This window comes from Acidovorax sp. Q11 (genome assembly GCF_054950075.1).
Genome location: NZ_JBUDZG010000003.1, coordinates 224,457 through 249,925, shown reverse-complemented (window position 1 = coordinate 249,925; position 25,469 = coordinate 224,457). Strand labels below are relative to the sequence as shown.

Annotated in this window: 23 protein-coding genes; 13 read left to right on the top strand and 10 right to left on the bottom strand. The window is 66.0% G+C overall.

Translation table 11 applies throughout. From position 1 onward, the window contains the following. The 3 genes from ACYZGB_RS04805 to ACYZGB_RS04795 all read right to left on the bottom strand — a co-directional run. Positions 1–296 (bottom strand): transposase (locus ACYZGB_RS04805; protein ID WP_462387079.1); only part of this gene is annotated, 296 nt, incomplete at its 3' end. A 342-nt stretch (positions 297–638) separates the two neighbouring features. Next, a complete protein-coding gene (locus ACYZGB_RS04800; RefSeq protein WP_462387078.1) occupies positions 639–1,199 on the bottom strand; it encodes a GNAT family N-acetyltransferase in 561 nt (186 codons plus the stop codon). Beyond that, positions 1,196–1,873: a helix-turn-helix domain-containing protein gene (locus tag ACYZGB_RS04795; protein WP_462387077.1), complete on the bottom strand. Its 678-nt coding sequence runs from the start codon at positions 1,871–1,873 to the stop codon at positions 1,196–1,198. Before ACYZGB_RS04795 ends, ACYZGB_RS04800 begins: the two co-directional genes overlap by 4 nt. A 310-nt stretch (positions 1,874–2,183) precedes the next feature. Between ACYZGB_RS04795 and ACYZGB_RS04790 the strand changes: the two genes are divergently transcribed. From ACYZGB_RS04790 to ACYZGB_RS04780, 3 genes are all read left to right on the top strand, one after another. Further along, a complete protein-coding gene (locus ACYZGB_RS04790; RefSeq protein WP_462387076.1) occupies positions 2,184–3,272 on the top strand; it encodes a DUF6817 domain-containing protein in 1,089 nt (362 codons plus the stop codon). Between the two features lie 242 nt (positions 3,273–3,514). Further along, complete coding sequence (locus ACYZGB_RS04785; protein WP_462387075.1) at positions 3,515–4,318, top strand: MetQ/NlpA family ABC transporter substrate-binding protein; 804 nt, start codon at positions 3,515–3,517, stop codon at positions 4,316–4,318. Between the two features lie 286 nt (positions 4,319–4,604). Beyond that, the gene (locus ACYZGB_RS04780) at positions 4,605–6,935 is read left to right on the top strand and encodes a putative bifunctional diguanylate cyclase/phosphodiesterase (protein ID WP_462387074.1); all 2,331 of its coding nucleotides are present in this window, start codon (positions 4,605–4,607) and stop codon (positions 6,933–6,935) included. A gap of 126 nt (positions 6,936–7,061) precedes the next feature. Here ACYZGB_RS04780 and ACYZGB_RS04775 read toward each other — a convergent pair whose 3' ends face one another. Next, entirely contained in the window at positions 7,062–7,706 is a 645-nt protein-coding gene (locus ACYZGB_RS04775) for an FMN-dependent NADH-azoreductase (protein WP_462387073.1), read from the bottom strand. A 131-nt stretch (positions 7,707–7,837) separates the two neighbouring features. Here ACYZGB_RS04775 and ACYZGB_RS04770 point away from each other — a divergent pair, with 131 nt between their 5' ends. Both ACYZGB_RS04770 and ACYZGB_RS04765 read left to right on the top strand, forming a co-directional pair. Beyond that, on the top strand, positions 7,838–8,785 hold the full coding sequence (locus tag ACYZGB_RS04770) for a LysR family transcriptional regulator (protein ID WP_462387072.1): 948 nt from the start codon (positions 7,838–7,840) through the stop codon (positions 8,783–8,785). A gap of 238 nt (positions 8,786–9,023) precedes the next feature. Next, complete coding sequence (locus ACYZGB_RS04765) at positions 9,024–9,893, top strand: HDOD domain-containing protein (RefSeq protein ID WP_462387071.1); 870 nt, start codon at positions 9,024–9,026, stop codon at positions 9,891–9,893. Between the two features lie 46 nt (positions 9,894–9,939). Here ACYZGB_RS04765 and ACYZGB_RS04760 read toward each other — a convergent pair whose 3' ends face one another. From ACYZGB_RS04760 to ACYZGB_RS04750, 3 genes are read right to left on the bottom strand one after another with little or no spacing between them, the layout of a single operon-like run. Beyond that, positions 9,940–11,121 (bottom strand): ankyrin repeat domain-containing protein, encoded by a 1,182-nt coding sequence (locus tag ACYZGB_RS04760; RefSeq protein ID WP_462387070.1) that lies wholly within the window; start codon positions 11,119–11,121, stop codon positions 9,940–9,942. After that, on the bottom strand, positions 11,118–11,723 hold the full coding sequence (locus tag ACYZGB_RS04755) for a sigma-70 family RNA polymerase sigma factor (protein ID WP_462387069.1): 606 nt from the start codon (positions 11,721–11,723) through the stop codon (positions 11,118–11,120). Before ACYZGB_RS04755 ends, ACYZGB_RS04760 begins: the two co-directional genes overlap by 4 nt. A 38-nt stretch (positions 11,724–11,761) precedes the next feature. Beyond that, the gene (locus ACYZGB_RS04750; RefSeq protein ID WP_462387068.1) at positions 11,762–12,658 is read right to left on the bottom strand and encodes a hypothetical protein; all 897 of its coding nucleotides are present in this window, start codon (positions 12,656–12,658) and stop codon (positions 11,762–11,764) included. Between the two features lie 192 nt (positions 12,659–12,850). On the opposite strand from ACYZGB_RS04750, the gene ACYZGB_RS04745 reads away from it, so the two are divergent. The 6 genes from ACYZGB_RS04745 (at position 12,851) to ACYZGB_RS04720 (ending at position 18,276) form a co-directional block, all read left to right on the top strand. After that, positions 12,851–13,435, top strand: coding sequence for an RBBP9/YdeN family alpha/beta hydrolase (locus tag ACYZGB_RS04745; protein ID WP_462387067.1), 585 nt, complete (start codon positions 12,851–12,853; stop codon positions 13,433–13,435). A 208-nt stretch (positions 13,436–13,643) separates the two neighbouring features. Further along, positions 13,644–14,648, top strand: coding sequence for a sulfate ABC transporter substrate-binding protein (locus ACYZGB_RS04740; RefSeq protein ID WP_462387066.1), 1,005 nt, complete (start codon positions 13,644–13,646; stop codon positions 14,646–14,648). A gap of 37 nt (positions 14,649–14,685) precedes the next feature. After that, positions 14,686–15,555, top strand: a complete 870-nt coding sequence (gene cysT / locus ACYZGB_RS04735) for a sulfate ABC transporter permease subunit CysT (protein WP_063461773.1) — start codon at positions 14,686–14,688, stop codon at positions 15,553–15,555. Then, complete coding sequence (gene cysW / locus ACYZGB_RS04730) at positions 15,552–16,454, top strand: sulfate ABC transporter permease subunit CysW (RefSeq protein WP_121506607.1); 903 nt, start codon at positions 15,552–15,554, stop codon at positions 16,452–16,454. The genes cysT and cysW overlap by 4 nt, the downstream gene beginning before the upstream one ends. A gap of 13 nt (positions 16,455–16,467) precedes the next feature. Beyond that, positions 16,468–17,592: a sulfate/molybdate ABC transporter ATP-binding protein gene (locus tag ACYZGB_RS04725; RefSeq protein ID WP_462387064.1), complete on the top strand. Its 1,125-nt coding sequence runs from the start codon at positions 16,468–16,470 to the stop codon at positions 17,590–17,592. A 147-nt stretch (positions 17,593–17,739) separates the two neighbouring features. Further along, a complete protein-coding gene (locus ACYZGB_RS04720; protein ID WP_462387082.1) occupies positions 17,740–18,276 on the top strand; it encodes a disulfide bond formation protein B in 537 nt (178 codons plus the stop codon). Between the two features lie 135 nt (positions 18,277–18,411). Here the strand turns inward: ACYZGB_RS04720 and ACYZGB_RS04715 are convergent, their stop codons facing one another. The 3 genes from ACYZGB_RS04715 to trhO all read right to left on the bottom strand — a co-directional run bounded on the left by ACYZGB_RS04715 (position 18,412) and on the right by trhO (position 20,478). Next, on the bottom strand, positions 18,412–18,630 hold the full coding sequence (locus tag ACYZGB_RS04715; protein ID WP_462387063.1) for a hypothetical protein: 219 nt from the start codon (positions 18,628–18,630) through the stop codon (positions 18,412–18,414). A 178-nt stretch (positions 18,631–18,808) separates the two neighbouring features. Beyond that, complete coding sequence (locus ACYZGB_RS04710) at positions 18,809–19,480, bottom strand: glutathione S-transferase (RefSeq protein ID WP_462387062.1); 672 nt, start codon at positions 19,478–19,480, stop codon at positions 18,809–18,811. Further along, positions 19,477–20,478: an oxygen-dependent tRNA uridine(34) hydroxylase TrhO gene (gene trhO / locus ACYZGB_RS04705; protein WP_462387061.1), complete on the bottom strand. Its 1,002-nt coding sequence runs from the start codon at positions 20,476–20,478 to the stop codon at positions 19,477–19,479. Before trhO ends, ACYZGB_RS04710 begins: the two co-directional genes overlap by 4 nt. A 90-nt stretch (positions 20,479–20,568) precedes the next feature. Here trhO and ACYZGB_RS04700 point away from each other — a divergent pair, with 90 nt between their 5' ends. Further along, positions 20,569–22,197, top strand: a complete 1,629-nt coding sequence (locus tag ACYZGB_RS04700) for a GAF and HD-GYP domain-containing protein (RefSeq protein WP_462387060.1) — start codon at positions 20,569–20,571, stop codon at positions 22,195–22,197. Positions 22,198–22,375: 178 nt separating this feature from the next. Continuing rightward, complete coding sequence (locus ACYZGB_RS04695; protein WP_462387058.1) at positions 22,376–25,414, top strand: EAL domain-containing protein; 3,039 nt, start codon at positions 22,376–22,378, stop codon at positions 25,412–25,414. Positions 25,415–25,469: the final 55 nt, after the last annotated feature.

The window sequence follows — 25,469 nt, the reverse complement described above, 5'->3', positions numbered from 1 at the left end:
CGGGGAACGTCGATGCGCAAGGCGCCGACGTCGGTCAGCACGGTCTTGGCGCTCTTGCCGTTGCGGTGATTGGCCGCAGCCCCTTCGGGCTTGGCCTGGCCGGGCGCGTAGCCCAGGTGGTGACTCAGCTCGGCGCCCAGTGCGCGCTCCAATACGGCCTTCTTGAACTGCTGGAAGATGCCCTCAAGCTCGGCTGGCGTCACCGGCCCGGGGATCAGTTGCTCAAGCGCTGCGGCTGAGAATTGCGGCTGCGCCGCCTTGTCCGCTGCTGCGGTTGTCTTCGTCTTGCGTGGCATTCATGCTCCTTGTTGACATGCTATGCCTCACACACAAAACATCTGACAGGCTCGGATGCGCTGTTTCACAGAGATGCTCCGTCAGCCTAAAGGAATTTAGACCGCAAAACCTGCGGGACAAACTGGATCGTGCGCGACACTCTGGCCACTGATTACTCCTGAGAATGGCTTGCCGCCTGGGTTTGCAGTCGCTGCACTGTGAAGGCACCCAGGTAAAAAATCCGAGAAACCCGGCAGGCTTGCAACGAGCGAACTATAGCCCGCGGATAGGTGAAACTTGGGCGCCAAACGGGCAACCCAAAGCCACCGGCTTACTGCGGCGACGCGCCCCGCGCAGCACCCTCACACCCTCTTGCAAAAAAACGTCGTCCCGCACAACGCCCCATCCGGCATCAGTGCGTAGTCCGGCACTACGCCCACGCGCTGCCAGCCTGCGCGCTCGTACAGGCGTTCGGCGTCGCCGCCGGTGACTGTGTCGAGCACCAGCACGGTTTTGCGCTCGGCGCGTGCAGCGTCGTCCACGGCGGCCATGAGTTGCTGGGCGATGCCCTGGCGGCGGGCGCGGCGGTGGACCAGCATCTTGGCGACGTCGGCGCGGTGGGGCTGGTTGTCCGGCATGGCGGTGATGAGCTGCACGGTGCCCACGATGGTGCCGCTGGCGTCTTCGGCCACCAGCAGCACGCGTTCGTTGCGCGCCACGCCGTCGGCCACGTTGCGCCAGAAGGCCAGGGCCTTGTCGCGGGGCAGGGGCGCCATGAAGCTGACCGAGGCGCCGCCGTGTACGCAGTCGATCAGCACATCGGCCAGCGCGCCCACGCTGGCGGCAGCTTCATTGGGGCCCAGGCGGCGGATGGTGGTGGCGGATGGGGGCTGGGCTGGTGCGTGGCTGGAGGCGGCGGTCATGGTTTTCTCCGGGCGGTGGGTGGGGTGGTGGTCGTGGCTACGCGCGCAGGCGGCTGGCTGCGCGGGGCGAGTGGTGCGAGCGCAGCAAAGGGCGCGACCGTGGCCAGCGCCACCAGGTAGCGCGCAGGCACGGTGCCGGGGTTGTGGAACACGATGGGCTGGTTGAGCTGCATGCCCAGGCAGTCGCCTGCGGCCAGTGGCCAGAGGGTGTCGCCCACGGTCAGCTCCATGCGGCCTTCCAGCAGCCAGACCTGCTGGTGGATGTCGGCGCCCGGCACAGCCGAGTCCAGGGCCACGCGCTGGCCGGGGGGGAAGACGACTTCCACCAGCTGCAGCGGCGAGGGCGCAGGGGGCGAGAGGCGGCGGCGAAAGTAGCCCGAGGCAGGGTCTTGCCACCGGGGCTGGTCGGCGGCGCGGATGTGAGGAGAGGGGGCGGCGGCACTTGCATTGCCATCACCTCCATCGGCGCTTTCGTCAAAAAACGAGGCCAGCGCCACGCCCAGGCCGATGGCCAGCTTGTCGAGCACGGCCGCCGTGGGGCTGCTTTCGCCGCGTTCGATGAGCGAGATGTTGGAGCGGCTCACGCCGCTGCGTTCGGCCAGGGCGTCGAGCGAGTAGCCCCGGGCGCTGCGCAGTTCGCGCAGGCGCTGGGCGATGTGGTGGTGGATGTCCATGGCGGCAGTTTAATGGAAATGAAATCCATAAAACTGGAAACTACCGGGCTTCACCAGAGTGACTTTGCGCGATACGGAGCGCCGGTACGCGCTGCGTTGGGGGTGGTTACTATATTTTTGATAGCTGCCTGGGCAATCCAGTCGCGCGGTGAGGCCTATTTTTGCTTGTAACCCGCAGGGTGTGCCCGCTGGCGCGGGCCAGGGGCGATGCTGATACTGTGTGTACTCTGCATTTTTCTTCACCCAACCGCCGATCCGTTCGACCCACCGGATCTGCCTGATCGCACGAGAACACCGGAGACACCCCACCATGACCCTGCCGCTTCACCCCCTGGACGCCGACCTGTTTGCCCGCGCGCTGCCGCTGCTCGACGACGAGTGGCTGACCCGTGACCCCGAACTGGCGCCCGTGTTGCCCACGGTGCTGGCGCGCAATGTGGGGCAGGACTGGCACAAGGCGGGTACGTTTCGCCACCACCTCGTGGGCGTGACGCGCACGCTCACGGTGTGGCAGCAGCCGCGCGATGTGCGCCTGCTGGGGCTGCTACACAGCGTGTATGGCAATGCGTTTGTGGACCTGGTGAAGTTCGACCCCGCCAAGGAGCGTGCCCGGGTGCGCGAGATTGCGGGCGAGTCGGCCGAGCACCTGGTCTACCTGTTCTGCACCCAGTCGCGCACGCAGTTTGTACAAAAGGTGCTGGCCCACGCGCTGGAGGCCGATGGCAGCCTGGTGCTGCAAAAGGATGGGCAGAACAATGTGCTTACGCCCTACGAGGTGGCGGCCTTCATCATCGTGAGCATGGCCGACACCATCGAGCAGTGGTTCAGCTGGCAGGACGACATCTTTTCGCGCTTCCCCGAGGTGCAGCACCGCAACCAGAAGGCGCACTGGGCCGCATCGCTCTGGCCCGGGCCCATGCGGCCGTCGGGGCGCATGGTGCACCAGATCAATGGGCTGGCCAAGGCGCTGCAGCACCCGGGGCTGAAGGATGTGCTGCCCATGCCGCCGGTGTTTGCGCACTGCTCGCAGTACCTGTCTGCCGCCAACGAGGCGGCGGCCACGTCGCTGTACTGGTCGGTCATCCAGCAAGACCAGCCGCTGGTGGACCTGGACGTGGCCACCGGCGTACTGGAAAGCGCCGTGCGTCACAACCCCTGGGTGGGCGAGCCGCAGATGGTGCTGGCCCAGCTGTACCTGTCCGCTGGCCGCAAAGACGACGCCAAGGCCGCCGCCGAGAGCGCGCTGCACCTGTTCAGCGCCTGGGGCAATGCCTGGGACAAGCGCGTGCAGTGGGACGCCTGGGTGGCCTGGACGCGCATCCTGCTGCAGGGCGCGACGGTGGAAGGCACCTGGCCCGAACGGCTGGACAAGCTGAACAATGTGGCGTTAAGAGGGTGACCCCCTGAGGCGCTGCGCGCCTTCCCCCAAAGCGGGACGCCACCAGCGCACGCAAGCGAAGCGCTGCATGCGCGGCTTGGCGGCCCTTGCGCGGTGGCCGCTGAGGGAGCGTGCGCCTTTTCAAAGTGCAGGGTGCATGTTTTTATATGCGATTGGGTTGTAATGAAATGACAACTTAGTTGTTCCGGTTTTAACGGGAAAACCCTAGGATGCGAGCCATCTCTTTACGAAAGGTTTTTCCTGTGAACAACAACAAGCGCCTCCTCCTGCAATCTGCCCTGGCTTTGGCTGCTGCCGCCGCTTTCTCTACCGGCGCGATCGCCCAGGACAAGCCCCTCAAGATCGGCGTGACGGGCGGCCCCCACGCGCAGATCTTCGAGCAGGTGAAGAAGGTCGCCGAGAAGGACGGCCTGAAGATCCAGATCATCGAGTTCAGCGACTACGTGCAGCCCAACGCCGCGCTGTCGGCGGGCGACCTGGACGCCAACAGCTACCAGCACAAGCCTTACCTCGATGCGCAGGTGGCAGACCGTGGTTACAAGCTGGTGTCGGTGGGCTACACCGTCAACTTCCCCATCGGCCTGTATTCCAAGAAGGTCAAGAAGCTGGAAGACCTGAAGGAAGGCGCCAAGTTCGGCATCCCCAACGACCCCACCAACGGCGGCCGCGTGCTGCTGGTGCTGCAGGACAAGGGCCTGATCAAGCTGCGTGAGGGCGCGGGCCTGAAGGCCACGCCGCTGGACGTGGTGAGCAACCCCAAGAAGCTCAAGTTCGTCGAACTCGACGCGGCCCAGCTGCCACGCTCGCTGGACGACCTGGACGCCTCGGCCATCAACACCAACTTTGCGCTGTCGGCCGGCCTGAACCCTGGCAAGGACGCGATTGCACAAGAAAACGCCAAGAGCCCCTACGTCAACCTGATCGCTGTGCGCGAAGCCGACAAGGACAAGCCCTGGGTGGCCAAGCTGGTGAAGGCCTACCACTCGGAAGAAGTGAAGAAGTTCATCCAGACCGAGTTCAAGGGCTCGGTGCTGCCAGGGTTCTGAGGCTGACGGTCGGCGCGCCCTGCAAGGGGGCGCGCTGCGGTTGCCTGGTGTGACGCCATCTCCCCAGCCCTCCCGCGAGGGCTGGGGAGTTTGGATACTGCATGCAGCAATCCAAGATCTAAAGGAAATCAGGCGCTGCCGCCTGTCCATCAAGCGCTGTTAGCTATCGCATTGGTAGCAATCGCATGTCCCCAGTATCCCCGCGCCCCGCTGGGGAAACAGCGCCCCAGCGCTTGCATCCACAATGGAAGGGTAACCTTCGGTAACAACCCGCCCCTCCACCCCCATGCCCTTTGCCGAACGAGCCCTCACAGCGGTCTGGCTGGGCGCAGCCTTGCTGCTGTTTGTGGCGTCGCTCTGGGTGCAGGATGTGTCGGCCCGGCTGTTTTTTGACAACGCCTCGTGGACGCTGGCGTTTGGCCTGTCGGCCTTCTGGGCCTGGCGGGGGCGGGCGCAGGTGCCGCCTGCCCAGCGCTTGCTGCACACGGGGCTGTGGGTGGGCACGTTGCTGGTGCTGGCCGGGCAGCTGGTGTGGAACCTGCAGGTGGCGCTGGACTGGAACCCGTTCCCGGCGCCTGCCGACCTGTTCTTCTTGAGCGTGGGGCCACTGTGGGCGGCCACGGTGATCCGCGCCACGTTTGCGCGGCTTTCCAAGGACCGCGCCTACCCCGCCGCGCTGGACTTTGGCGGCGCGGTGCTGGCGCTGCTGGCCTTTACCCTGGTGATCTACCTGCCCTCGGGGCAGGACCAGCCGCTCGCGGTGGCCACGGTGCTGCTGCTGTACCCGGCCGTGTACCTGACGGCGGCGGGCGTGACGGCGCTGGCCATGCCCACGGTGGGGGTACGCGTCACACGGGCCCACCTGCTGGTGCTGGCGGGCATGCTGGGCTATGGCCTGAGCTGGATGCAGTGGAACCTGATGCTGCTGCGCGGCGAAGTGTTGCCGGGCATGGTGTTCAACGCCAGCTTCAGCCTGGCCGCGCTGGCGCTGGGCTGGGGCGCGCGCGGGCTGCGGTTTGAGGTGTCGGACGACCCGGACTACCGCCTGCGCTGCGACCGGGCCATGAACTGCGTGCCCCTGGTGGCGATGGGGCTGGCGGCCGTCACGCTGGTGCGGCTTTTCTTCATCACCCCCGATGGGCGGGCCGGGGTGCAGGCGCTCATCCTGGTGTGTTGCCTGCTGGTGCTGCTGCTGGCGGCGCTGCGCCAGGCGATTGTGGTGGGCCTGCTCAACCGCCTGCGCACGGCCGAGGCGGCGGTGCTGCGCAACGAAGAGCGGCTCTACCACGTGGCGCATTTCGACGCCCTCACGGGCCTGCCCAACCGCCGCTACTTTGAAGACGCGCTGGAGCGCGCCGTGGCCGAGGCCGCACGCGCCACGCAGGCGCCCGACCGCTGCGTGGCGCTGCTGCTGATCGACCTGGACCACTTCAAGAGCGTGAACGAAACCTACGGCCACCGCGTGGGCGATGCGCTGCTGAGCGAGGTGGCGCAGCGCATCCACCAGCTGCTCGAAGGCCAGTGGCTGGTGTCGCGGCTGGCCAATGACCAGTTCACGGTGATGCTGCAGCGCCCCGCGTCTCGCACGGTGCTGGCGCAGTTGGCGACCACGCTGCTGGAGGGGTTGGCGCGGCCCTGGGAGCTGTCGGAGGTGGGGGCGCAGTACATGGGCGCGAGCATCGGCATCAGCCTGTTCCCCGACGATGCTAGCAACAGCGTGGAGCTGGTGCGGCACGCACACTCGGCCCTGCATGCCACCAAGAGTGCGGGGCGGGGCTCGTACCGCTTCTACATCGAGGAGTTCACCCAGGCCACGCGCACCCGGCTGGAGCTGCGCCGCCGCCTTCACGGCGCGCTGCAAGGCGGCGAGTTCACGCTGGTGTACCAGCCGCAGCTCAACCACCTGCGCCAGACGGTGGGGGCCGAGGCGCTGCTGCGCTGGTCGGTGGACGGCAAGCCGGTGCCGCCCGATGAGTTCATCCCGCTGGCCGAGGAGAGCGGACTCATCGTGCCCATGGGGCTGTGGGTGTTCGAAACCGCCTGCCGCCAGGTGGCGCAGTGGCGCGCCGAGGGCTGGCAGGTGCCGGTGGTGTCGGTCAATGTGTCCACCATCCAGCTGCGCGAGCCGGGGTTTGCGCAGGCCCTGCTGGGCATCGCGCAGCCCGCCGGGGTGGCGCCCGCCAGCCTGGTGCTGGAGATCACCGAGTCGCAGCTGCTGGACGAGTCGCTTTACGCCATGGCGCTGGACCTGAAAAGCGCCGGGTTTGTGCTCTCCATCGACGACTTCGGCACCGGCCACTCGTCGCTCGTCAAGCTCAAGCGCCTGCCGGTGAGCGAGCTGAAGAACGACAAGGAGTTTGTGCGCGACATCGTGGTGGACCCGAACGACCGCGAGATCTGTGCCACCGTGAACGCCCTGGCCCGCGCGCTGGGCCTGGAGGTGGTGGCCGAAGGGGTGGAGACCGAAGCGCAGTGGCAGCTCTTGGTCAAGATGGGTTGCCAGCGGTTTCAGGGCTGGCTGTTTGCGCCTGCGCTGGCGCCCGAGGAGCTGGCGCGGCACTGGCTGCAGCCCGTGGCCGGTGGTCCGTGGGTGCAGGCTATCAAAAATGATAGCTAACAAGGCATGATGGACGCGCGGTGGGGTCGATTTTTCTTTGAATCATGCGCCTCCAAAGCGCAACACCCGGCACATGGCCGGGTGTTAGATAGGGGCTGGGTGGCCGCTGCCTGGGCGGCCTGCAACTTATGCAGCCTGCGATACACGCGCCTGGTTGGCGGCCACGCTGGTGTGGCCGCTGATCTCCACGTCGGCCGAGGCCAGGGCGGCGGCCTTGGCGTCGGGGCCCATGGCCACGCCTTCGGCGCGCACAAAACGCACGTCGGTGATGCCGAAGAAGCCGAACACCACCTTCAGGTAGCTCTCCTGGTGTTCCATGGCCTGGCCGCCTTCGCTGGTCGAATACACGCCGCCACGGGTGGAGGCCACGATCACCGTCTTGCCACCGGCCAGGCCCACGGGGCCCTTGTCGGTGTACTTGAAGGTGCGGCCAGCCTGGGCCAGGCGGTCGATCCAGGCCTTGAGCTGGCTGGGGATGGAGAAGTTGTACAGCGGCGCGCCAATCACGATTACGTCGGATGCCAGGAACTGGCTCACTAGGGCTTCGGACAGTGCGTTTTCAGCGCGCTCTGCCTCGGTGGCTGCGGCCTGGCCGGTTCGAAAGCCCAGCGACTGGGCCGACAGGTGCGAAGGCGCCTGCTGGGCCAGGTCCAGGTACTGCACGGTGGTGCCGGGGTGGGCTGCTTGCCAGGCGGCCACGGTGCGGGCCGTCAGTTGGCGGGACACGGATTGTTCGCCGGTGATGGCGGAGTCGATGTGAAGCAGTTGCATGGAAAACTCCTGGAAGGTCTGTGGATGGAGCCACAGCGTGTGGCCATGGGATGAATTGTGAAGATTCATCAAAATGTTGATAAGGTGGTGAACTTGCGATAGATTGTTCTATCAGTAGGACGATGTACTTTATGCAAGACCTCAACGACATGCTCTATTTCGCCGAAGTGGTGGAGCGCGGCGGCTTTGCCGCAGCGGGCCGTGCGCTGGGCATCCCCAAGTCGCGCCTGTCGCGGCGCGTGTCCGACCTGGAGACCCACCTGGGCGTGCGCCTGCTGCAGCGCACCACCCGCAAGCTCTCGCTGACCGAGGTGGGCGAGGCCTATCTGCGCCACTGCCAGGCCATGCGCGAATCGGCCCAGGCGGCGGCCGACACGGTGGCCCAGGTGCAGACCGTGCCGCGCGGCACCATCCGCGTGAGCTGCCCCGTCACGCTGGCGCAGACCGTGGTGGCCGAGCTGATCCCCCGGTTCCTGGCCAGTTGCCCCGAGGTGCGCATCGACATGCTGGTGAGCAACCGCGCCGTGAACCTGGTGGAAGAGGGCATCGACGTGGCGTTGCGCGTGCGCCCCTCGGTGGACGACAGCGGCAGCATGGTGGTCAAGCGGCTCGATCACACCACGCAGATCCTGGTGGCCAGCCCCGAGCTGCTGATCCGCCAGGGCACGCCGAAGACGCTCGAAGACCTGGCCCAGCTCGACAGCATTGCCATGTCGGCGCCCGACGGCCGATCGACCTGGAACCTGATTGGCCCGGGCGGTGTGCACCAGGTGGTGCAGCACACGCCGCGCTACGTGGCCGACGACCTGCTCACGCTCAAGTTCGCCGCCGTGGCGGGCACGGGCGTGTGCTGGATGCCCGACTACATGTGCCAGGACGAAATGCGCGAGCGCAAGCTGGTGCGCGTGTTGCCCGACTGGGCGCCCGCGCCCGCCATCGTGCATGCAGTGTTCCCGTCGCGCCGGGGGCTGTCGCCTGCCGTGCGGCGTTTTCTGGATTTTCTGGGCGATGCCATGCCCGGGCGCAGCAGCCTGAGCACGCGCCAAGCGTTGCAGGGAGTGGACGGCGCCGATATCTGACCGGGCAACCCGGGGGCAATCCGGGGTAATCCGGCGCAGCAGGGGGCGCTTTGCACGGGCTTGGCAAGCGGCCGTCACAAAGACCGTGTGCCCCTGTGGGACGGCACCCGCCGCGCGCATTTTTGGCCCCACAATGCAACGAATTGCAACTGTTTGGGCTGTCTTCCTTCCTGCACCACAGCGCACCTGGGCGTCACTGGGTGTGGCGCTGCGCGGAACGGCCCGGAACTGGGCCTTTGTGACCGCTTCTCACTCCATCGACCAAGACATCCGGCAAGCCCGCGCGCACCCCGCCGTGCGCGCCATCGTGATCCCGCCATGCCCCGAGTCGCTGCTGCGCCTGCAGCAGATCATGGCCGAGCCCGAGCTGGACGCTGCAGCGCTGGAGCAACTGGCGGCGTCGGACGTAGCCCTGGCCGCCGCCGTGATGCGGCTGGCCAACAGCCCGCTTTATGGCCTGGCCCAGCCGGTGCAGACGGTGGGCATGGCGCTCACGGTGCTGGGGCTGCGCCCGGCGGTGGAGCTGATGTCGGCCTTCATCACGCGCAACGCGCTGCAGGTGCGCTCGCCGCTGCTCGACCACTTCTGGGAAAGCTCGCAGCGCCGCGCCATTGCCTGCGAGCACATCGGCCACCAGCTCTACAGCTTTGACCCCGGCCTGGGCTACAGCTTTGGCCTGTTCTGCCATGTGGGCATGCCCGTGCTGGTGAAGGCCGTGCGTGGCTACGCAGGCACCGTGACCGAGGCCCTGGCCCGCAAGGACCGCACCTTCACCCAGACCGAAAACGCCAGCCACCGCACCGACCACGCCGTGATGGGCGCCATCGTCGCGCGCACCTGGCACCTGCCAGGCGACGTAGCCCAAGCCATCTGGCTGCACCACGACTTTGCGTGCCTGGACGACGAACGTTTCGACCCCACCGTGCGCCACCTGGTGGCCCTGGGCCTGTTGGCCGAGTTTCTGGTCAACCAGCACGACGGCCTGGCGCCCACGCGCGAATGGACCCAGCACGGCGAGGCCTGCATGGACCACCTGCATGTGACGCAGGACGAGCTGGATCACTGGATTGATGTGTTGCACCCGGCGTTTGAGGGGGTGCGGTTCTGATCCCGGTGCGCGGCTGATCCATCCGGACAGCCCGTCGCAGCCGCTCTCAGCGCACCGTCTCCAGTAACTCGGCCAGGCGCGCGTGTCCCCGCTGCGCAGCCCACTGCGCCGCATTCAGGCCTTCGCGGTCCACCAGCCGGGGGTTGGCGCCCAGGGCCAGGAGCTTCTGGGCAGTGGTGGTGTGGCCGTTCATGGCCGCCAGCATCAAGGCGGTTCTGCCCTCGTTGTCGCGGGCGTCCACAGGCGCGCCCTGGTGGATGAGGATTTCCACCTGCTGGGGGTTGCCAACGCGGGCGGCGTCCCACACGTTGCCTGGCAACGAAGCCCCGAGGCGCTTCTGCACGGAGGCGGTGGCTGCCCCATTGTTGTCGCGGGCCATGGAGTCGGCCAGCGGGCTGCGGGCGGCCGGGGCTGCTGCAGCGGCGGCTGCCTGGGGCGCGGGCGCGGCCGTTGGTGGGGCCTGTTCTGTGGGCGCTGCGGCTGCGCGCTCGCGCCTTTCGGTGCTGGGGGCAGCGGCCGGGGAGGGCGATGCGGGGAACCCGGAAATGGCTCCGGCTGCGCGGGGGGCTGGCAGGGTTGCTGTGTCTGCGGCTGCCGGGGGGGCTGGCGCGGGCACGGGGGGCGCAGCCGGAGCCGCAGCAGGAGCCGGTATTGGCGCGGTCTTGGCCAAGGGCTGCATGGGGGGCGCTGTGTGCGCAGGCGAAGCAGGAGGCGCCGTGGCGGGCTTGGGGGCCACGGCCTCCGTGGCTTTGCTGGCGGTGCTGTTGGCACGCTCCTGCTCCTGCGGGCTGTCGGGGGCTGGCAGTGTGGCCGACGGGGGCGCGGAGAGGGGCTCCGGCAGGGGCTTGGTTGCGGGGTTGGCTGAGGGCGCGGGGGCTGGGGCGGGTTGGGCGGCAGGCGCGGGCGCCTCGGCACGGCGGTGGCTGAACGCGGTGTCCCGCTCTTCGGGTGTGCCACGCTCGAACTGCAGCATCAGCAAGCCGGTCAGCCCCACCACGGCCAGGGTGGCCAGGGCCGAGATCTTCCAACGTGCCTGGTTGGCGGCGGTGCGCGCAGGGACGACAGATGCGGGGGCGGCAGGCTGTGGCACTGCGGCTGCCCCGTGGGCGGCAGCCACCATCTGTGCATGGGCGCGCACGGCCCCGCGCACATGGGCACCGGGGCGGGCGCCTTCCTGTTCGCTGGCTTCGTGGTAGCGCCGGACCAGATCGTCGTCCTGCCGGGTCATACAAACTCCTTGAGGTGCTGGCGCAGACTGGTCCGCGCATAGCGCAGGCGGCTCTTGGCGGTTTCAAAGTTCACGCCGGTGGCCTCGGCAATCTCCTGCACGCTCAGGTCGCCTTCGGCCTGTAGCAAGAAGGCTTCGCGCTGCTCCAGCGGCAACTGCTCCACCGCCGCAATCAGTGCGGCCGCCTGCTCACGCGACTGCAGCTGCCGCACGGGCCCGAAGCCCGAGTCGGCCACCAGCGTGTCGGCCAGCGTGCGCGCATCGTCATCGCTGGCGTCCAAGCTGGTGTGGTGCCTGGCGGTGCGCAGGTGGTCCACCAGCCGGTGGTGCGCCAGGGTGAACAGCCAGGTGCGGAATTTCGCCTTCACCTCGTAGCGGGTGGCATTGCGCGCCACCGCAAACCACACGTCCTGCAGCAGGTCATCGGCTACGGCCTGCACCTTGACGCTGCGAAACACAAAGCGCCACACCGCCAGTTCGTGCCGGCCGTACAACTGGTCGAACGCGCCCAGATCGCCCCCGGCGTAACGCAGCATCAGCGTCTCGTCGGTGTCGTTGGAGGGTGGGGCGGTGGGCACCCGGGCATTATGCGAGGCCCTCATACATCGGCGGGCCTTGCAAGTGTGGCCGTCTTCAAGGCCTACCGGGGGTCGGGTACATAGGACGGGTTGTCTGATTGCGGAAACGCGCGGGGCACATGTGGCCGGGCAATGGGCTCGCGGATCACGCCAGCGGCGACCAGGTTCTCGCGGCTGTCGTAGCGGATGCTGATGACTTCATTGGGGTGGTCTTGCAGGCGCGTGAAGCTGGTGTGCGAGACGACCGAGGTCTCGCGCTGGCCATGGGCCGTGCCCAGCTTGGCTGATGGCATGGGGACGGCTTTGGCCACGCTGTCGGCAGACAGTGACCGCGCGGAGGATTCGGCTTCGGCCGACGGGGCGGGTGCGGCGGCAGCGGGCGACGCGGGCGATGCCGGTTCCTCGCGCAGGCGCCCCAGTCCCTGGCCGTTGTCGCGGCGCTGGCTGTAGGGCTCGGGGATGATGGCAGGCGCGGGTTGGGGCACCGGCGGCTGCTCGCGGAACAGCGCCACGCCAATCACGCCCACGTGCGCAGGGCGGCCCGTGCGGGCGGCATACGAGTTGGCGATGTGGGAAAACTCAAACGCCGCCACCTGGCTGTCGCTCTTGCGCCAGCCAGTGATCTGGTAGCGCTCGTGCGGCGAGAACACATATCCGCGCTGGTCCCAGGCGGCCGTCTCGCCGCTGAGCACATTGACGCCGTCCACCGAGGGCACGGCCAGCACCCGCTCGCCCAGCCGGTTGCGCACGCTGATGGCATAACGCGCGCCGGGGCGCCCGGCCAACCAGTACTCGCCCCGGGCGTAGTGCACCGGCAGCGTGGCGCCGGTGTCGCGGTCCACGATGGTCACATCGGCCAGGCGGCCAATGGCCTGGGCGGGGAAGTGGGCCAGGCCCAGCAGTGTGGTCAGGGCGGTGATGGCGGGGAGGGTGGACAGGGTGAAGGTACGGGGTTTCATGGCAGCTCCATCAAAAAAGTGGTGGTGCTGGGTGAAACGAACGGGACGGGTGGATGGGGTTAAACCGATCGCAAAAAAGGACCAAAGACCTGATGGCGGTGGAAAATCGGTGTTTGTTAGATGATTTGGCGATTAAATAACAAGAATTAAGTCGTTTGGGTTTTAAAGAGCGGCTCGCAGAATGCCAGCCCTGTGACCACTAAGACCTCCATCATCATCGTCCCCGGCTGGCGGGACTCGGGCCCCGGCCACTGGCAGAGCCTGTGGGCCGAGCGCCTGCCCAACGCGAGTCGTGTGGTACAGGACGACTGGATCACGCCCACGCGTTCGGCCTGGGTGAACCAGTTGGAGAAGACCGTGCTGGCCGCGCCGCACCCTGTGGTGATCGTGGCGCGCAGCCTGGGCTGCATTGCCACCAACCACATGGGCCCGGAGGCTGCAGCCAAGGTGTGTGGTGCGCTGCTGGTAGCCCCGGCCGACCCGGAGCGACGGGCCATCCTGAGCGACTTTGCGCCCGTACCGTATGCCGCGCTGCCCTACCGCAGCATCGTGGTGGCCAGCAGCAACGACCCGTTTTGCCCCATCCGCCTGGCGGGCGCCTATGCACGGGCCTGGGGAAGCGAGTTTGTGCGCATGCAGAACGCGGGGCACATCAACATCGACTCGGGCCATGGCGAATGGCCCCTGGGTTGGGCGTTGCTGCAGTCGCTGGAGGGTGGGTCTGCCGCCCATCCATCCGCAGCCACCCATGAGCACTCCCTGCCCGCTGCGCTTTGATTGCTATCTTTATGATATCTAAAGAACCTTTCTGGTAAGGCGAAGAGGCCATTTTTGATGAGAAAAATGCGGCCGCTATCTGCTGCGCGCAGGCCATCAATACTCTATATGCCAATAGTTGATTATTTAACAAGAATATATTCTTTTGAGTTTTAAGGGCGCCTCCGCACAATCCGGCATCTCCAGCAATTTTTTGGGCGACAACACCATGACTTCTTTGAAACTCAAGACCCTTCTTGCCTCCCTGGCCCTGGCCGCCAGTGGCATGGCTGCCGCTCAGAATTCGCTGCTCAACGTGTCGTACGACGTGGCCCGCGAGTTCTACAAGGACTACAACGCTGCCTTTGCCGCGCACTACAAGAAGACCACGGGCCAGGACGTGAAGATCGACCAGTCGCACGCTGGATCGAGCGCCCAGGCCCGTGCTGTGAACGACGGTTTGGCTGCTGACGTGGTCACCATGAACACCACCACCGACGTGCAGTTCCTGGCCGACAGCGGCGTGGTGGCCAAGGACTGGGCCAAGAAGTTTCCGCACGACGCATCGCCCACCACCTCGACCATGCTGTTCCTGGTGCGCAACGGCAACCCCAAGAACATCAAGGACTGGGACGACCTCATCAAGCCCGGCGTGCAGGTGATTGTGGTGAACCCCAAGACTGGCGGCAACGGCCGTTATGCCTATCTGGCTGCCTGGGGCGCCGTGCGTGAAAAGGGTGGCACCGAGGCGCAGGCCGCCGAGTTTGTGGGCAAGCTCTACAAAAACGTGCCCATCCTGGCCAAGGGCGGGCGTGATGCCACCGCCACCTTCCTTCAGCGCAACCAGGGCGATGTGCTGATCACCTTTGAATCCGAAGTGGTCTCCATCGACCGCGAGTTCGGCGCCGGCAAGGTCGATGCGATCTACCCCTCGGTGAGTGTGGTGGCCGAGAACCCCGTGGCCGTGGTGGAACGCACCGTGGCCAAGAAGGGCACCGCCCAGCTGGCCAAGGCGTACCTGGACTACCTGTACTCGGAAGAAGCGCAAGAGATCGCAGCCAAGCACGCCATCCGCCCCCGTTCGGAGACCGTGCTCAAGAAGTACGCCGACACCTTCAAGCCGCTCAAGCAGTTCACGGTGGCCAAGTACTTCGGCTCGCTGACCGAAGCGCAGAAGGTGCACTTCAATGATGGCGGCCAGTTCGACAAGCTGTACACGCCCGGCGCCAAGTAAGTAGGCGCAGCGCTTCTCCCGACTCACCACTGCATCTATGACCACTGCGACCGCTGTGGCCGCAGCCCCGGCCGGACGGCGCGCGCCCAAGCGCGTGCTGCCCGGTTTCGGGCTGTCACTGGGCTACACCCTTTTCTACTTGAGCATCATCGTGCTGATCCCGTTGTCGGCACTGATCTTCAAGACCTTCACTCTGACCTGGGAGCAGTTCTGGGCGGCCATCAGCGCACCGCGTGTGATGGCGTCGTACCGGCTGACCTTTGGCGCATCGTTTCTCGCGGCGCTGGTCAATCTGGTGTTTGGCCTGCTGATCGCGTGGGTGCTGGTGCGCTACAAGTTCCCGGGCAAGAAGATCGTGGATGCGCTGGTAGACCTGCCCTTTGCGCTGCCTACCGCCGTGGCAGGCATCTCGCTCACGGCCTTGCTGGCCGGCAATGGCTGGGTCGGCAGCATTCTGGAGCCCATGGGCATCCAGCTCGCGTTCAAGCCCGCAGGCATCGTGATTGCGCTGATCTTCATCGGCTTGCCATTTGTGGTGCGCACTGTGCAGCCCGTGCTGGAAGACGCCGAGAAGGAGCTGGAAGAAGCTGCCACCTGCCTGGGCGCCACGCGCCTGCAGACCTTCACCAAGGTCATCCTGCCCTCCATCACGCCCGCACTGCTCACCGGCTTTGCCATGGCGTTTGCGCGGGCGGTGGGTGAATACGGATCGGTGATCTTCATCGCCGGCAACATGCCCATGGTGTCCGAGATCACGCCCCTCATCATCATCGGCAAGCTGGAGCAATACGACTACGCAGGCGCCACCGCCGTGGCTGTGGTGATGCTGGTCATCTCCTTCATCCTGCTGCTCATCATCAACGCGCTGCAAGCCTGGCAGCGCCGCCACGCGGGGGCACCAGCATGAGCGGCAACAACTCCCGAACCATTCGCCGTGCACAAGCGGGCACGACCGAAGCGCCCTGGGTACGCTACACGCTCATCACGCTGGCGCTGGCCTTCATGCTGCTGTTCCTGGTACTGCCGCTGGCCGCCGTGTTTGCCGAGGCGCTGCGCAAGGGCTTTGGTGCTTACCTGGAAGGCCTGCGCGAACCCGACGCCTGGTCGGCCATCAAGCTCACGCTGATCACTGCGCTGATCGCCGTGCCGCTGAACCTCGTGTTTGGCGTGGCAGCTGCCTGGTGCATTGCCAAGTACGAGTTCAAGGGCAAGGCCTTCTTGACCACGCTGGTGGACCTGCCGTTCTCGGTGTCGCCCGTGGTGGCGGGCCTGATCTATGTGCTGATGTTTGGCGCGCAGGGCTGGTTTGGCCCCTGGTTGCAGGCGCACGACATCAAGATCATCTTTGCCGTGCCCGGCATCGTGCTGGCCACCGTGTTTGTGACCTTCCCGTTCATCGCCCGCGAGCTGATCCCGCTGATGCAGGCACAGGGCAACGACGAGGAGCAGGCCGCCATCGTGCTGGGCGCGAGCGGCTGGCAGACCTTCTGGTATGTGACGCTGCCCAACATCAAGTGGGGCCTGCTCTACGGCGTGATCCTGTGCAACGCGCGGGCCATGGGCGAGTTTGGCGCCGTGTCGGTGGTGTCGGGCCACATCCGTGGGCAGACCAACACCATCCCGCTGCACGTCGAGATTCTCTACAACGAGTACCAGTCCGTGGCTGCGTTTGCTGCGGCCTCGCTGCTGGCTTTGCTGGCGCTGGTCACCCTGGTCATCAAGACCATTGCCGAGCACCGCAACGAACAGGCCTTGAAGGCCGCCGCCGAATTGCCGCCCGAGCGCCCCGCGCCCGCTGGCGTGTGAAGGAAAACAGAACATGAGCATTGAAATCCGTAACGTCAGCAAGCAGTTCGGCGACTTCCAGGCGCTGCGCGATGTGAGCCTGGACATCCAGTCCGGCGAACTCATTGCGCTGCTCGGCCCCTCGGGCTGCGGCAAGACCACGCTGTTGCGCATCATTGCCGGGCTGGAGACGGCCGATGTGGGCACCATCCATTTCAGCGGCGAAGACACTACCGACGTGCATGTGCGCGAGCGCAACGTGGGCTTCGTGTTCCAGCACTACGCGCTGTTCCGCCACATGACGGTGTTCGAGAACGTGGCCTTTGGCCTGCGCGTGAAGCCCCGCAGCGAGCGCCCGAGCGAGGCGCAGATCAAGAAAAAGGTCATGGACCTGCTCAAGCTGGTGCAGCTGGACTGGCTGGCCGAGCGCTACCCCTCGCAGCTGTCCGGCGGCCAGCGCCAGCGCATTGCCCTGGCCCGCGCCCTGGCGGTGGAGCCCAAGGTGCTGCTGCTGGACGAACCCTTTGGCGCGCTCGATGCCAAGGTGCGCAAGGAACTGCGCCGCTGGCTGCGACGCCTGCACGACGAGTTGCATGTGACCAGCATCTTCGTGACCCACGACCAGGAAGAAGCCCTGGAAGTGGCCGACCGCGTGGTGGTGATCAACCAGGGCCGCATTGAGCAAAGCGGCTCGCCCCAGCAGGTGTGGGACCAACCCGCCAGCCCGTTTGTCTACGGCTTTCTGGGCGACGTGAACCTGTTCCATGGCCGCGCCCATGAAGGCCTGGTGCACCTGGACGGCATGCAGCTCGACTCGCCCGAGCACCAGGCAGCCCAGAACGCCAAGGCCTTTGCCTACGTGCGTCCGCACGACCTGGACGTAGAGCGCTATTCCCCCGGCGCGGGCCTGGATGCCGAGGGCCGCCCGCGCGGCATCGTGGCCCAACTCAGCCGCGCCATCGTGGTGGGGCCCATTGCGCGGCTGGAACTTATTCCGACCGATGACCACAAACCAGCGGACAATGCGTCCCCAGAATCCTTGATCGAAGCGCAGATCCCTGCGCAACAGTTCAAGGAAATGGGTTTCAAAGAGGGCGAAACGCTGGTGGTCACACCACGCCGCGCCCGAGTGTTCTTGGATCACGCCGCTGGAATCTGACTCCCCCTGAGCCGCTGCGCGTCTTCCCCCTGAGGGGGACGCACCCGGTGGACTGGCGGAGCCAGATCCACGGGTGCACTGGCATGGGCCGCGCCTGTTTCGGAGGCGGCACCGTTTGCAACGGCTATTGGATGAGGGATAAGAATGATGGTGTTGAACTGGATCGATCAGGCCCCGCGCCGCGTGCTGGCGCTGATCAGTGCGGCTTGTGTGGCCATGCTGGCCTTTGGCATGTACCTGCAGCATGTGGTGGGCCTGGAGCCTTGCCCCATGTGCATCGTGCAGCGCTATGCTCTCATTGGTGTAGCAATCTTCACAGGCCTGGCAAGCGCAAGGGGCTCAAAAGGCTGGTGGATGGGCTGGGGCGTGCTGGCCCTGATCGCCTCCGGCTTCGGCGCCTTTGTGGCGGCTCGCCAAAGCTGGCTGCAGTGGTACCCGCCCGAAGTCGCCACCTGCGGCCGCGACTTCTACGGCATGATCGAAAACTACCCCATCAGCCGCGCCATCCCCATGATCTTCCGGGGCTCGGGTGACTGCGCTGCGATTGACTGGACCTTCCTGGGAGGCTCGATTGCCAACTGGTCGTTTGTGTGTTTTGTAGGGTTCGCGGTGGTGCTGCTGGCGCTGCTGGTGCGTGGGCTGAAGGGCGGCAACAAGGGCAGCTCGGGCTACTCAATGGCTTGATTTTCTCGGTCTGGCTCACAAAACAAAAAGCGCTCTTCGGAGCGCTTTTTCGTTGAAGGCCGGTTATGGGTCTTGGGCAGCCCGCCGAAGAGACGCCAGCCGTTCCGGGTGTCTGAGCGGGTGCAGGGGCTGCGGTCAGACAAAAACAGCGTCACCAGCGTCCAGGGAGGGCGGACGCAGAAGGTCCTCATGGATGCCCATGGTATGGCTGGCGCGCTCCACGGCCTGCCACAGTGGCGCAGGCATCTGAAGTATCTCGTCAGGGGATGAGGAGCGGGCGATCCATGCGCTGATTTGCAGGTGCTGCTCGTGGGTGAGCAGGTCCAGGTTCAGCATCTCGTCGATGATCTTCATCTTTGGCAAATCCAGGGTTGTTTGATGTGGCTGTCCAGTCGCAAAGCCCGACAGGGTGTTGGATGGCGCATTGCTGAAACAACGCGCGCTCCAGCAACTTTAGCCGGTGTGGTGCACGGAGAGTCTGAAGAACATGGTGCCCTGAGCCCTGATCTCAAGGAGAACCTTGGCCAGCGATTCAGTCGGTACTCTCGACCGCGTGCGGGAACTGCACACCCTCCGTCCCATCCACCCACGCTGGCAGCTTGTGCATCACGCTGGCCAAAAGATCGCTGGCCTGCCATTGCGCCAGCCAGGCTTGCAAGCGGGGCCAGGGCTGCGCCGTCCACCAGTCCGGATCAATACCCGCAAACTGCCGCACAAAAGGCGCAATTGCCATGTCGGCCAGGGCGGCGTGGGTACCGAACAGGTAAGGCTGAGTCGAGGAGAAACGTGCCTCCAGCGAGCCGAGCCACGCCACCGCCTTGGCGTGTTCTGCGCCAATGTCGGTATCGGGGTAGCGGCTGGGGTACTTGCACCGGTCCAGCGTCTGCTTGAACGGGCCATCGCATTCGGCAATCAGCGCAAGCATGTCCTGCACTGTGCCCTGGCTCGGAGTCAGCCAGCCCTCTGGGGCGTGCTGTGCCAGCGCCCACAGCATGATCTCCAGGCTTTGCTCCAGCACCTGGCCGCTGGGCAGCACCAGCACGGGCACGGTTCCCTTGGGCGAGGCCAGCAGCAGGCCCTGGGGCTTGTTCCTGAGCACCACTTCGCGCAGCTCGCAGGCCTGGCCGCTCACGGCCAGTGCCAGGCGGGCGCGCATGGCGTAGGGGCAGCGGCGGAAGGAATAGAGGACGGGCAGGGCGGTCACGTGGTGCCACCCACGCCATCGTCACCCGCGTCCTTGGCAGCAGTGCGTGCGGGGCGGCCGGGCTGCTGTGCGCCGATGTGCTCTTGTCCGCGCTGCCGGGCCAGTTGCATCTGCCGCTCACGCTCGGCCAGTGCGCGCTCCTGCTCGGGCGTGCGGGTGCCGTGGCAGTAGGGGCAGCTCACGCCCGCCACGTAGTGGGGCGACTGCAGCTCGGCCTCGCCCAGTGGCATGCGGCAGGAGCGGCACAGCTGGTGGTGGCCCGGCACCAGGCCGTGGCCGACCGACACGCGTTCGTCGAACACAAAACAGTCGCCATGCCACCGGCTGGACTCCTCGGGTACGGTTTCCAGGTATTTGAGGATGCCGCCTTCGAGGTGGTACACCTCATCGAAACCCTGTGACTTGAGGAAGGCCGTGGATTTTTCGCAGCGGATGCCGCCCGTGCAGAACATGGCCACGCGCGGTTTGCCTGCCAGCACGCCGCCCGGCTGCGACTGCTGCGCCACCCAGGCCGGGAACTCCGCAAAGGTCTGGGTGTGTGGATTGATGGCGCGCTCGAACGTGCCAATGCCCACCTCGTAGTCGTTGCGTGTGTCCACCACCACCACGCCAGGGTCGTCGATGAGGGCGTTCCAGTCTTCGGGCTTCACATAGGTGCCTGCATTGCGCCCGGGGTTCAGGCCCGGCACACCCAGGGTGACGATCTCGCGCTTGAGTCGCACGCGCATGCGGTAGAAGGGAATGCGCTCTGCGTGCGCTTCCTTGTGCTGCAGGGCGGCAAAGCGTGCATCGCTGCGCAGCCAGGCCAGCACGGCGTGCACGCCCTGTGGTTCGCCTGCAATGGTGCCGTTGATGCCCTCGGGCGCGAGCAGCAGCATGCCGCGCACTCCGTGGGTGTCGCACAGGGACTGCAGGGGCCCTTGCAGGGCGGCAAAGTCCGGCAGGTCCACAAACTGGTAGAGCGCGGCGGTGAGAAAGCGGGGTGTGACCGAGTCCACGAAATGGGCGTTTTTGGAAGGAGGGGGTGATGATAGCTGTCACCTTTCGTTACGATGCACGGTCGCCAACGCTGTTTCCAAGGTGGTTGTATGAGCAAGGAATCCACGATCCATCTGTTCCGCCGGCTCGAACAGCTCAACGGCATTGGTGCGGCGCTCTCGCGTGAGCGGGACATCGACCGGCTGCTGGAGAACATCCTGGAGGCGGCCAAGACCATCACCGGCGCTGACGGGGGCACGCTTTACAGCGTGACGGAGGACCAGTCGGCCCTCAAGTTCGAGATCCTGCGCACCGACTCACTGGGCATCCGCCTGGGGGGCACCACGGGCAAACCGATCGACCTGCCGCTGCTGCCGTTGCGCACCGCCGATGGTGCGCCCAACGATTCGCTGGTGGCGGCGCACTCGGCCATCCACGACCGCACGGTGAACATTGCCGACGCCTACAGTGCGGCAGGGTTTGATTTTTCGGGCACGCGGGCGTTTGACCAGCGCACGGGCTACCGGTCGCAGTCGTTCCTCACTGTGCCGATGAAAAACCACGACCGCGAACTCATCGGCGTGCTGCAGCTCATCAACGCGTGCGACCCGGACACGGGCGAGGTCATCACCTTCTCGCAAGCCGACCAGAGCCTGGCTGAGTCGCTGGCCTCGCAGGCGGCCATTGCGCTCACCAACCGGCTGCTCATCACGCAGCTCGAACGCCTGTTCGAGTCGTTCGTGAACCTCATCAACCTGGCCATCGACGAAAAATCGCCCTATACCGGCGGCCACTGCCAGCGCGTGCCCGCCCTCACCATGATGCTGGCCGAGGCCGTGGATGCCACGCGCGAGGGGCCGCTGGCGGGTTTCAGCATGACGGACCGCGACCGGTACGAGCTGAAGATGGCGGGCCTGCTGCACGACTGCGGCAAGATCACTACGCCCGTGCATGTGGTGGACAAGGCCACCAAGCTGCAGACCATCTACGACCGCATTGGCCTGGTGGATACGCGGTTTGAAGTGCTCAAGCGCGACGCCGAATTGGCCGCACTGCGCCGCCAGCTGGCGCTGCGCCCCGTGATGGACGCGCGTGCCGAGGGGCAGGAGCTGCAGGCCCTGCAGCACGAGATCCACGCGCTGGAAGAAGACCGCGAGTTTCTGCGCCGCAGCAACACCGGCACCGAGGCCATGCGCCCCGAAGACCAGCAGCGTGTGCGCGACATCGCCGCCATGCGCCACTGGCGCAACCCGCAGGGCGTGCAGACCAGCTTTCTGAGCGCCGAAGAGGTGGAGAACCTCACCATCCGCGCGGGCACGCTGAACCAGTCCGAGCGCGACACCATCAACTACCACATCGTTGCCACCATCAAGATGCTGGAGACGCTGCCCTGGCCGCGCCACCTCAAGAACGTGCCCGAATACGCAGGTGGCCACCATGAGCGCATGGACGGCAAGGGCTACCCGCGCGGCCTCACGCGCGAGCAAATGTCGCTGCAGGCGCGCATGATGGGCATTGCCGACATCTTCGAGGCGCTCACGGCAGCCGACCGGCCCTACAAAAGCGGCATGACCCTGTCGCAGGCGCTGGCCATCATGTGCAGGATGCGCGACAACGGGCACATCGACCCCGACCTGTTCGAGGTGTTTGTGCGCGAGGGGGTGTATCTGCGCTACGGGCAGGCGTTCCTGGAGGCCGGGCAGGTGGATGCGGTGGACATTGGGGTGCTGGGGTTCTAGGAGGCGAGCAGGCCGTGACGGGGGGAGGGCCGCGAAGGGGGCTCCTGTGGGGTAGCCAGACTGGGCATTCAACCATGCCGGATTCCATTAACATGTTGAAACGATTGGACCACCGCCAAATCCGCGTCCTGACCTTTTCGAGGGGGCTTGTTTGCTGACCTCCAGGCTTCGTACTTCCGTGATCCACAGGCTGTCCCTGTCGATATGGGGACTGTTCCTGGGCTTGGTGGTCCTGCTTTCGGTGCTGGGGTACGTGGCGCTGAGTGCCGTTGCCGATCGCGTGGTGCCGCTGGTGATGCGCCAGGCGGTGGAATTGCGTGCGCAGGCGGTCGAGGGGCTTTTTATCCAGGCAGGGCAGAGCGCCCAACATCTGCAGCAGGATTTGCTCACGCGGCTGCGCGCTGCCGATACCGAGGCCGCCCTGAGCCGGTTCGATGAGCTGTTTGCGCGCGGGCCGGACGGGCTGTGGCGGCTTCGGCCCGCCAAAGTGGACACGGTCAATGCGCCCACCCTGTACCTGCACCATGGCTCTGATGGCCCGGACGAATCCACGCGCGTGCGCGCGGCCGTCAGCTACGACCTGCTGAGGGAGCGGGGGCCTGCGCTGGTACCGCCATTTTTTTCCGCTTACATGGACTTTGTGGAAGACGGCCTGATGGTCTATGCGCGTGGTGTCGATTGGGGCAGTGGCGCCACCGCAGACGCGAGCAACGCCGACTACCCCACCATGCGGGGCGCAGACCCCCAGCGCAACTCGGAGCGGCGCATCTTCTGGACGCCGGTGTATTTTGATGAGCAGGCCAAGGCGTGGATGGTGTCTGTGATCCAGCCCCTGGACTGGCAGGGGCGCTGGGTGGGCACGGTAGGCCACGACCTGTCGATTGAAACCCTGATCGACGCTGTGGCAGCCAGGCGTGACCAGGTCGGCGTGCAACTGATCTTGAGCGCGGAGGGGGATCTGATCTCCCATCCCGACCTGCGGGACCGCATTGCCGCTGCGAGTGGACAGCTTCAGATCGCCAGCCTGAAGGACCCGTTGCTGGAGCAGGTGCACCACATGGTGTCGAGCGCGCAAGCCGACCGTGGCGCGGGCCTGAGCGCCGACGGGACGCAATGGATTGCCTGGTCGCGCATCCGGGGGCCGCACTGGTACCAGATCTACCTGATGCCCCAGTCGCGCGTGGATGGCCTGGTGATGTGGGGCATGCTGGGCCTGTGCGGCATTGGCCTGCTGGGGCTGATGCCGGTGCTTTGGTCCCTGCGCAGGAGGGTGAAAACGCTGGTGGTGCGCCCGCTGCAGCGCCTGACGGAAGCCGTGGATACCCTGGGCCAGGGGCAGACTCCGACCCCTGTCGCACTGGGCACCGACGACGAACTGGGCCGCCTGGCCCGGGCCTTTGATGGCATGGTGTCCGAGCTCGTCCAGAAGCGCGCCATGGCGGCGGCGCATGCGCAGGCCCTGCAGACCGAGGTGGACGAGCGGCGCCAGTACATGGTGAGCCTGGAGGAGGAGCGGGCCCGCCTGTTTGCGCTTCTGGGGGCCATGAAGCTGGGCATCCTCTTTGTCACGGCCGAGAACCAGGTGACCTACTGCAACCCCGCGTTTTTGAAGATCTGGCGCATAGAGGGCGATGAAGCGTCGTTTGTGGGCCGCCCGGCCTGCGACATCTTCCAGGCGGTGGGGCATGGTCCGCCGTCCCTGGCGGCCCTGGCACGCCACGCGCAAGAGGCGCTGGCGGCGCCTGGGCTTTCCAGCCGGTACGAGATGGACCTGGGCGACGGGCAGACCCTGCTGCTGACGTCGCACCCTGTGCATGACAGCGACAAGCGCCTCATCGGCAGGCTCTGTATCCACGAGGATGTGACGCGCGAGCGCAAGACGGCCGCGCAGCTGATCTATCTGGCTGAGCGCGATGCCCTCACGGGCCTGTACAACCGGCGCAGGTTTGAAGACGAGTTGCTGCGCTTTTTCCGAGAGTTCGACCGGCATGGCCAGCCCGATCGGTACGATCGGCGCGATCAGCATGACCGCCAGGGCGCCCTGCTGTTTTTTGATCTGGACGAATTCAAGGCCATCAACGACACCTTTGGCCACCGCATCGGCGATTCGGTGCTGGTGCGTGTGGGCAGCGATGTGCAGGCACTGGTGCGCCAGACCGAAACCCTGTGCCGCCTGGGGGGCGACGAGTTCGCGGTGCTGATGCCCCATGCCTCGGTGGAGGACGCGCAGCGCCTGGCCGAGCGCATCGTCCGCGCCATCTCGCAGGGCCCGCTGTGCATCGACGGGCAGAACCTGAGGCTGACCACCAGCCTGGGCATTGCCCTGGCGCCGCAGCATGCCGACAACGCGCAAGACTTGGTGGCCCATGCGGATGCCGCGATGTACCAGGCCAAGCATTTGGGCAAGAACTGCTGGTCCGTCTACCGGCCCGACCACCACGCGTCGCAAGAGACGATCACCCGCCTGGCCTGGAACGAGCGCATCTCCCGGGCGCTCGAAAGAAACCTGCTGCGCCTGCACTACCAGGGGGTGTATGACGCCGCGACCGGGGAACTGGCCCACCTGGAGGTGCTGGTGCGCATGCGGGACGAGGCCGATGCCACGCGGCTGATCGGGCCCATGCAGTTCATCGGCTATGCGGAAAAGAGCGGAAAGATCCTGGAGATTGACCGCTGGGTGGCGCGCGAAAGCATTGCCCTGCTGGGCGCGCGGCCCCATCTTCCGGCGCTGGCAATCAACATTTCGGCGCGCTCGTTCGATGACCCCAGCCTGCCTGCTTACATCGCGGCCCAGCTGCAGGCGGCGGGCGTGGCGCCCCAGCGTTTGCTGGTGGAACTGACGGAAACCTCGGCGGTGTCGGACCTGCGCGACGCCGAGCGGTTCATCGACACCTTGCGCCGCACAGGATGCCAGGTCTGCCTGGACGATTTCGGGACGGGTTTTGCATCGTTTGCCTACCTCAAACACCTCAAGGTGGACGTGCTGAAGATCGACGGGCTGTTCATCCGCAACCTCACCCGCGAGCACGACAACCAGGTGTTTGTCCGCGCCATCATCGACGTGGCCCGTGGACTGGGCCGGCGCACGGTGGCAGAGTTTGTGGAGAGCCAAGAGATCTGGGACATGCTGAAAACGCTGGGTGTGGACATGGTGCAGGGCTACCACCTGGACCAGCCGCAGGCCGAACACCCCGCGCTGGCCACGCCCACGCTGTAGGCACAGGCGGTGGCCTGCGCGGCCTTGGATGTGTTTGCTATTAATTTGATAGCTA

Excerpts from the sequence above, each read along its gene's own strand:
- ACYZGB_RS04800 (WP_462387078.1), bottom strand. The coding sequence starts at position 1,199 with ATGACCGCCGCCTCCAGCCACGCACCAGCCCAGCCCCCATCCGCCACC.
- ACYZGB_RS04740 (WP_462387066.1), top strand. The coding sequence starts at position 13,644 with ATGACTTCTTTGAAACTCAAGACCCTTCTTGCCTCCCTGGCCCTGGCC.
- ACYZGB_RS04700 (WP_462387060.1), top strand. The coding sequence starts at position 20,569 with ATGAGCAAGGAATCCACGATCCATCTGTTCCGCCGGCTCGAACAGCTC.
- ACYZGB_RS04780 (WP_462387074.1), top strand. The coding sequence starts at position 4,605 with ATGCCCTTTGCCGAACGAGCCCTCACAGCGGTCTGGCTGGGCGCAGCC.
- ACYZGB_RS04715 (WP_462387063.1), bottom strand. The coding sequence starts at position 18,630 with ATGAAGATCATCGACGAGATGCTGAACCTGGACCTGCTCACCCACGAG.
- ACYZGB_RS04725 (WP_462387064.1), top strand. The coding sequence starts at position 16,468 with ATGAGCATTGAAATCCGTAACGTCAGCAAGCAGTTCGGCGACTTCCAG.
- ACYZGB_RS04795 (WP_462387077.1), bottom strand. The coding sequence starts at position 1,873 with ATGGACATCCACCACCACATCGCCCAGCGCCTGCGCGAACTGCGCAGC.
- ACYZGB_RS04775 (WP_462387073.1), bottom strand. The coding sequence starts at position 7,706 with ATGCAACTGCTTCACATCGACTCCGCCATCACCGGCGAACAATCCGTG.
- ACYZGB_RS04760 (WP_462387070.1), bottom strand. The coding sequence starts at position 11,121 with ATGACCCGGCAGGACGACGATCTGGTCCGGCGCTACCACGAAGCCAGC.
- ACYZGB_RS04790 (WP_462387076.1), top strand. The coding sequence starts at position 2,184 with ATGACCCTGCCGCTTCACCCCCTGGACGCCGACCTGTTTGCCCGCGCG.
- ACYZGB_RS04755 (WP_462387069.1), bottom strand. The coding sequence starts at position 11,723 with ATGAGGGCCTCGCATAATGCCCGGGTGCCCACCGCCCCACCCTCCAAC.
- ACYZGB_RS04750 (WP_462387068.1), bottom strand. The coding sequence starts at position 12,658 with ATGAAACCCCGTACCTTCACCCTGTCCACCCTCCCCGCCATCACCGCC.
- cysT (WP_063461773.1), top strand. The coding sequence starts at position 14,686 with ATGACCACTGCGACCGCTGTGGCCGCAGCCCCGGCCGGACGGCGCGCG.
- ACYZGB_RS04770 (WP_462387072.1), top strand. The coding sequence starts at position 7,838 with ATGCAAGACCTCAACGACATGCTCTATTTCGCCGAAGTGGTGGAGCGC.
- cysW (WP_121506607.1), top strand. The coding sequence starts at position 15,552 with ATGAGCGGCAACAACTCCCGAACCATTCGCCGTGCACAAGCGGGCACG.
- ACYZGB_RS04720 (WP_462387082.1), top strand. The coding sequence starts at position 17,740 with ATGGTGTTGAACTGGATCGATCAGGCCCCGCGCCGCGTGCTGGCGCTG.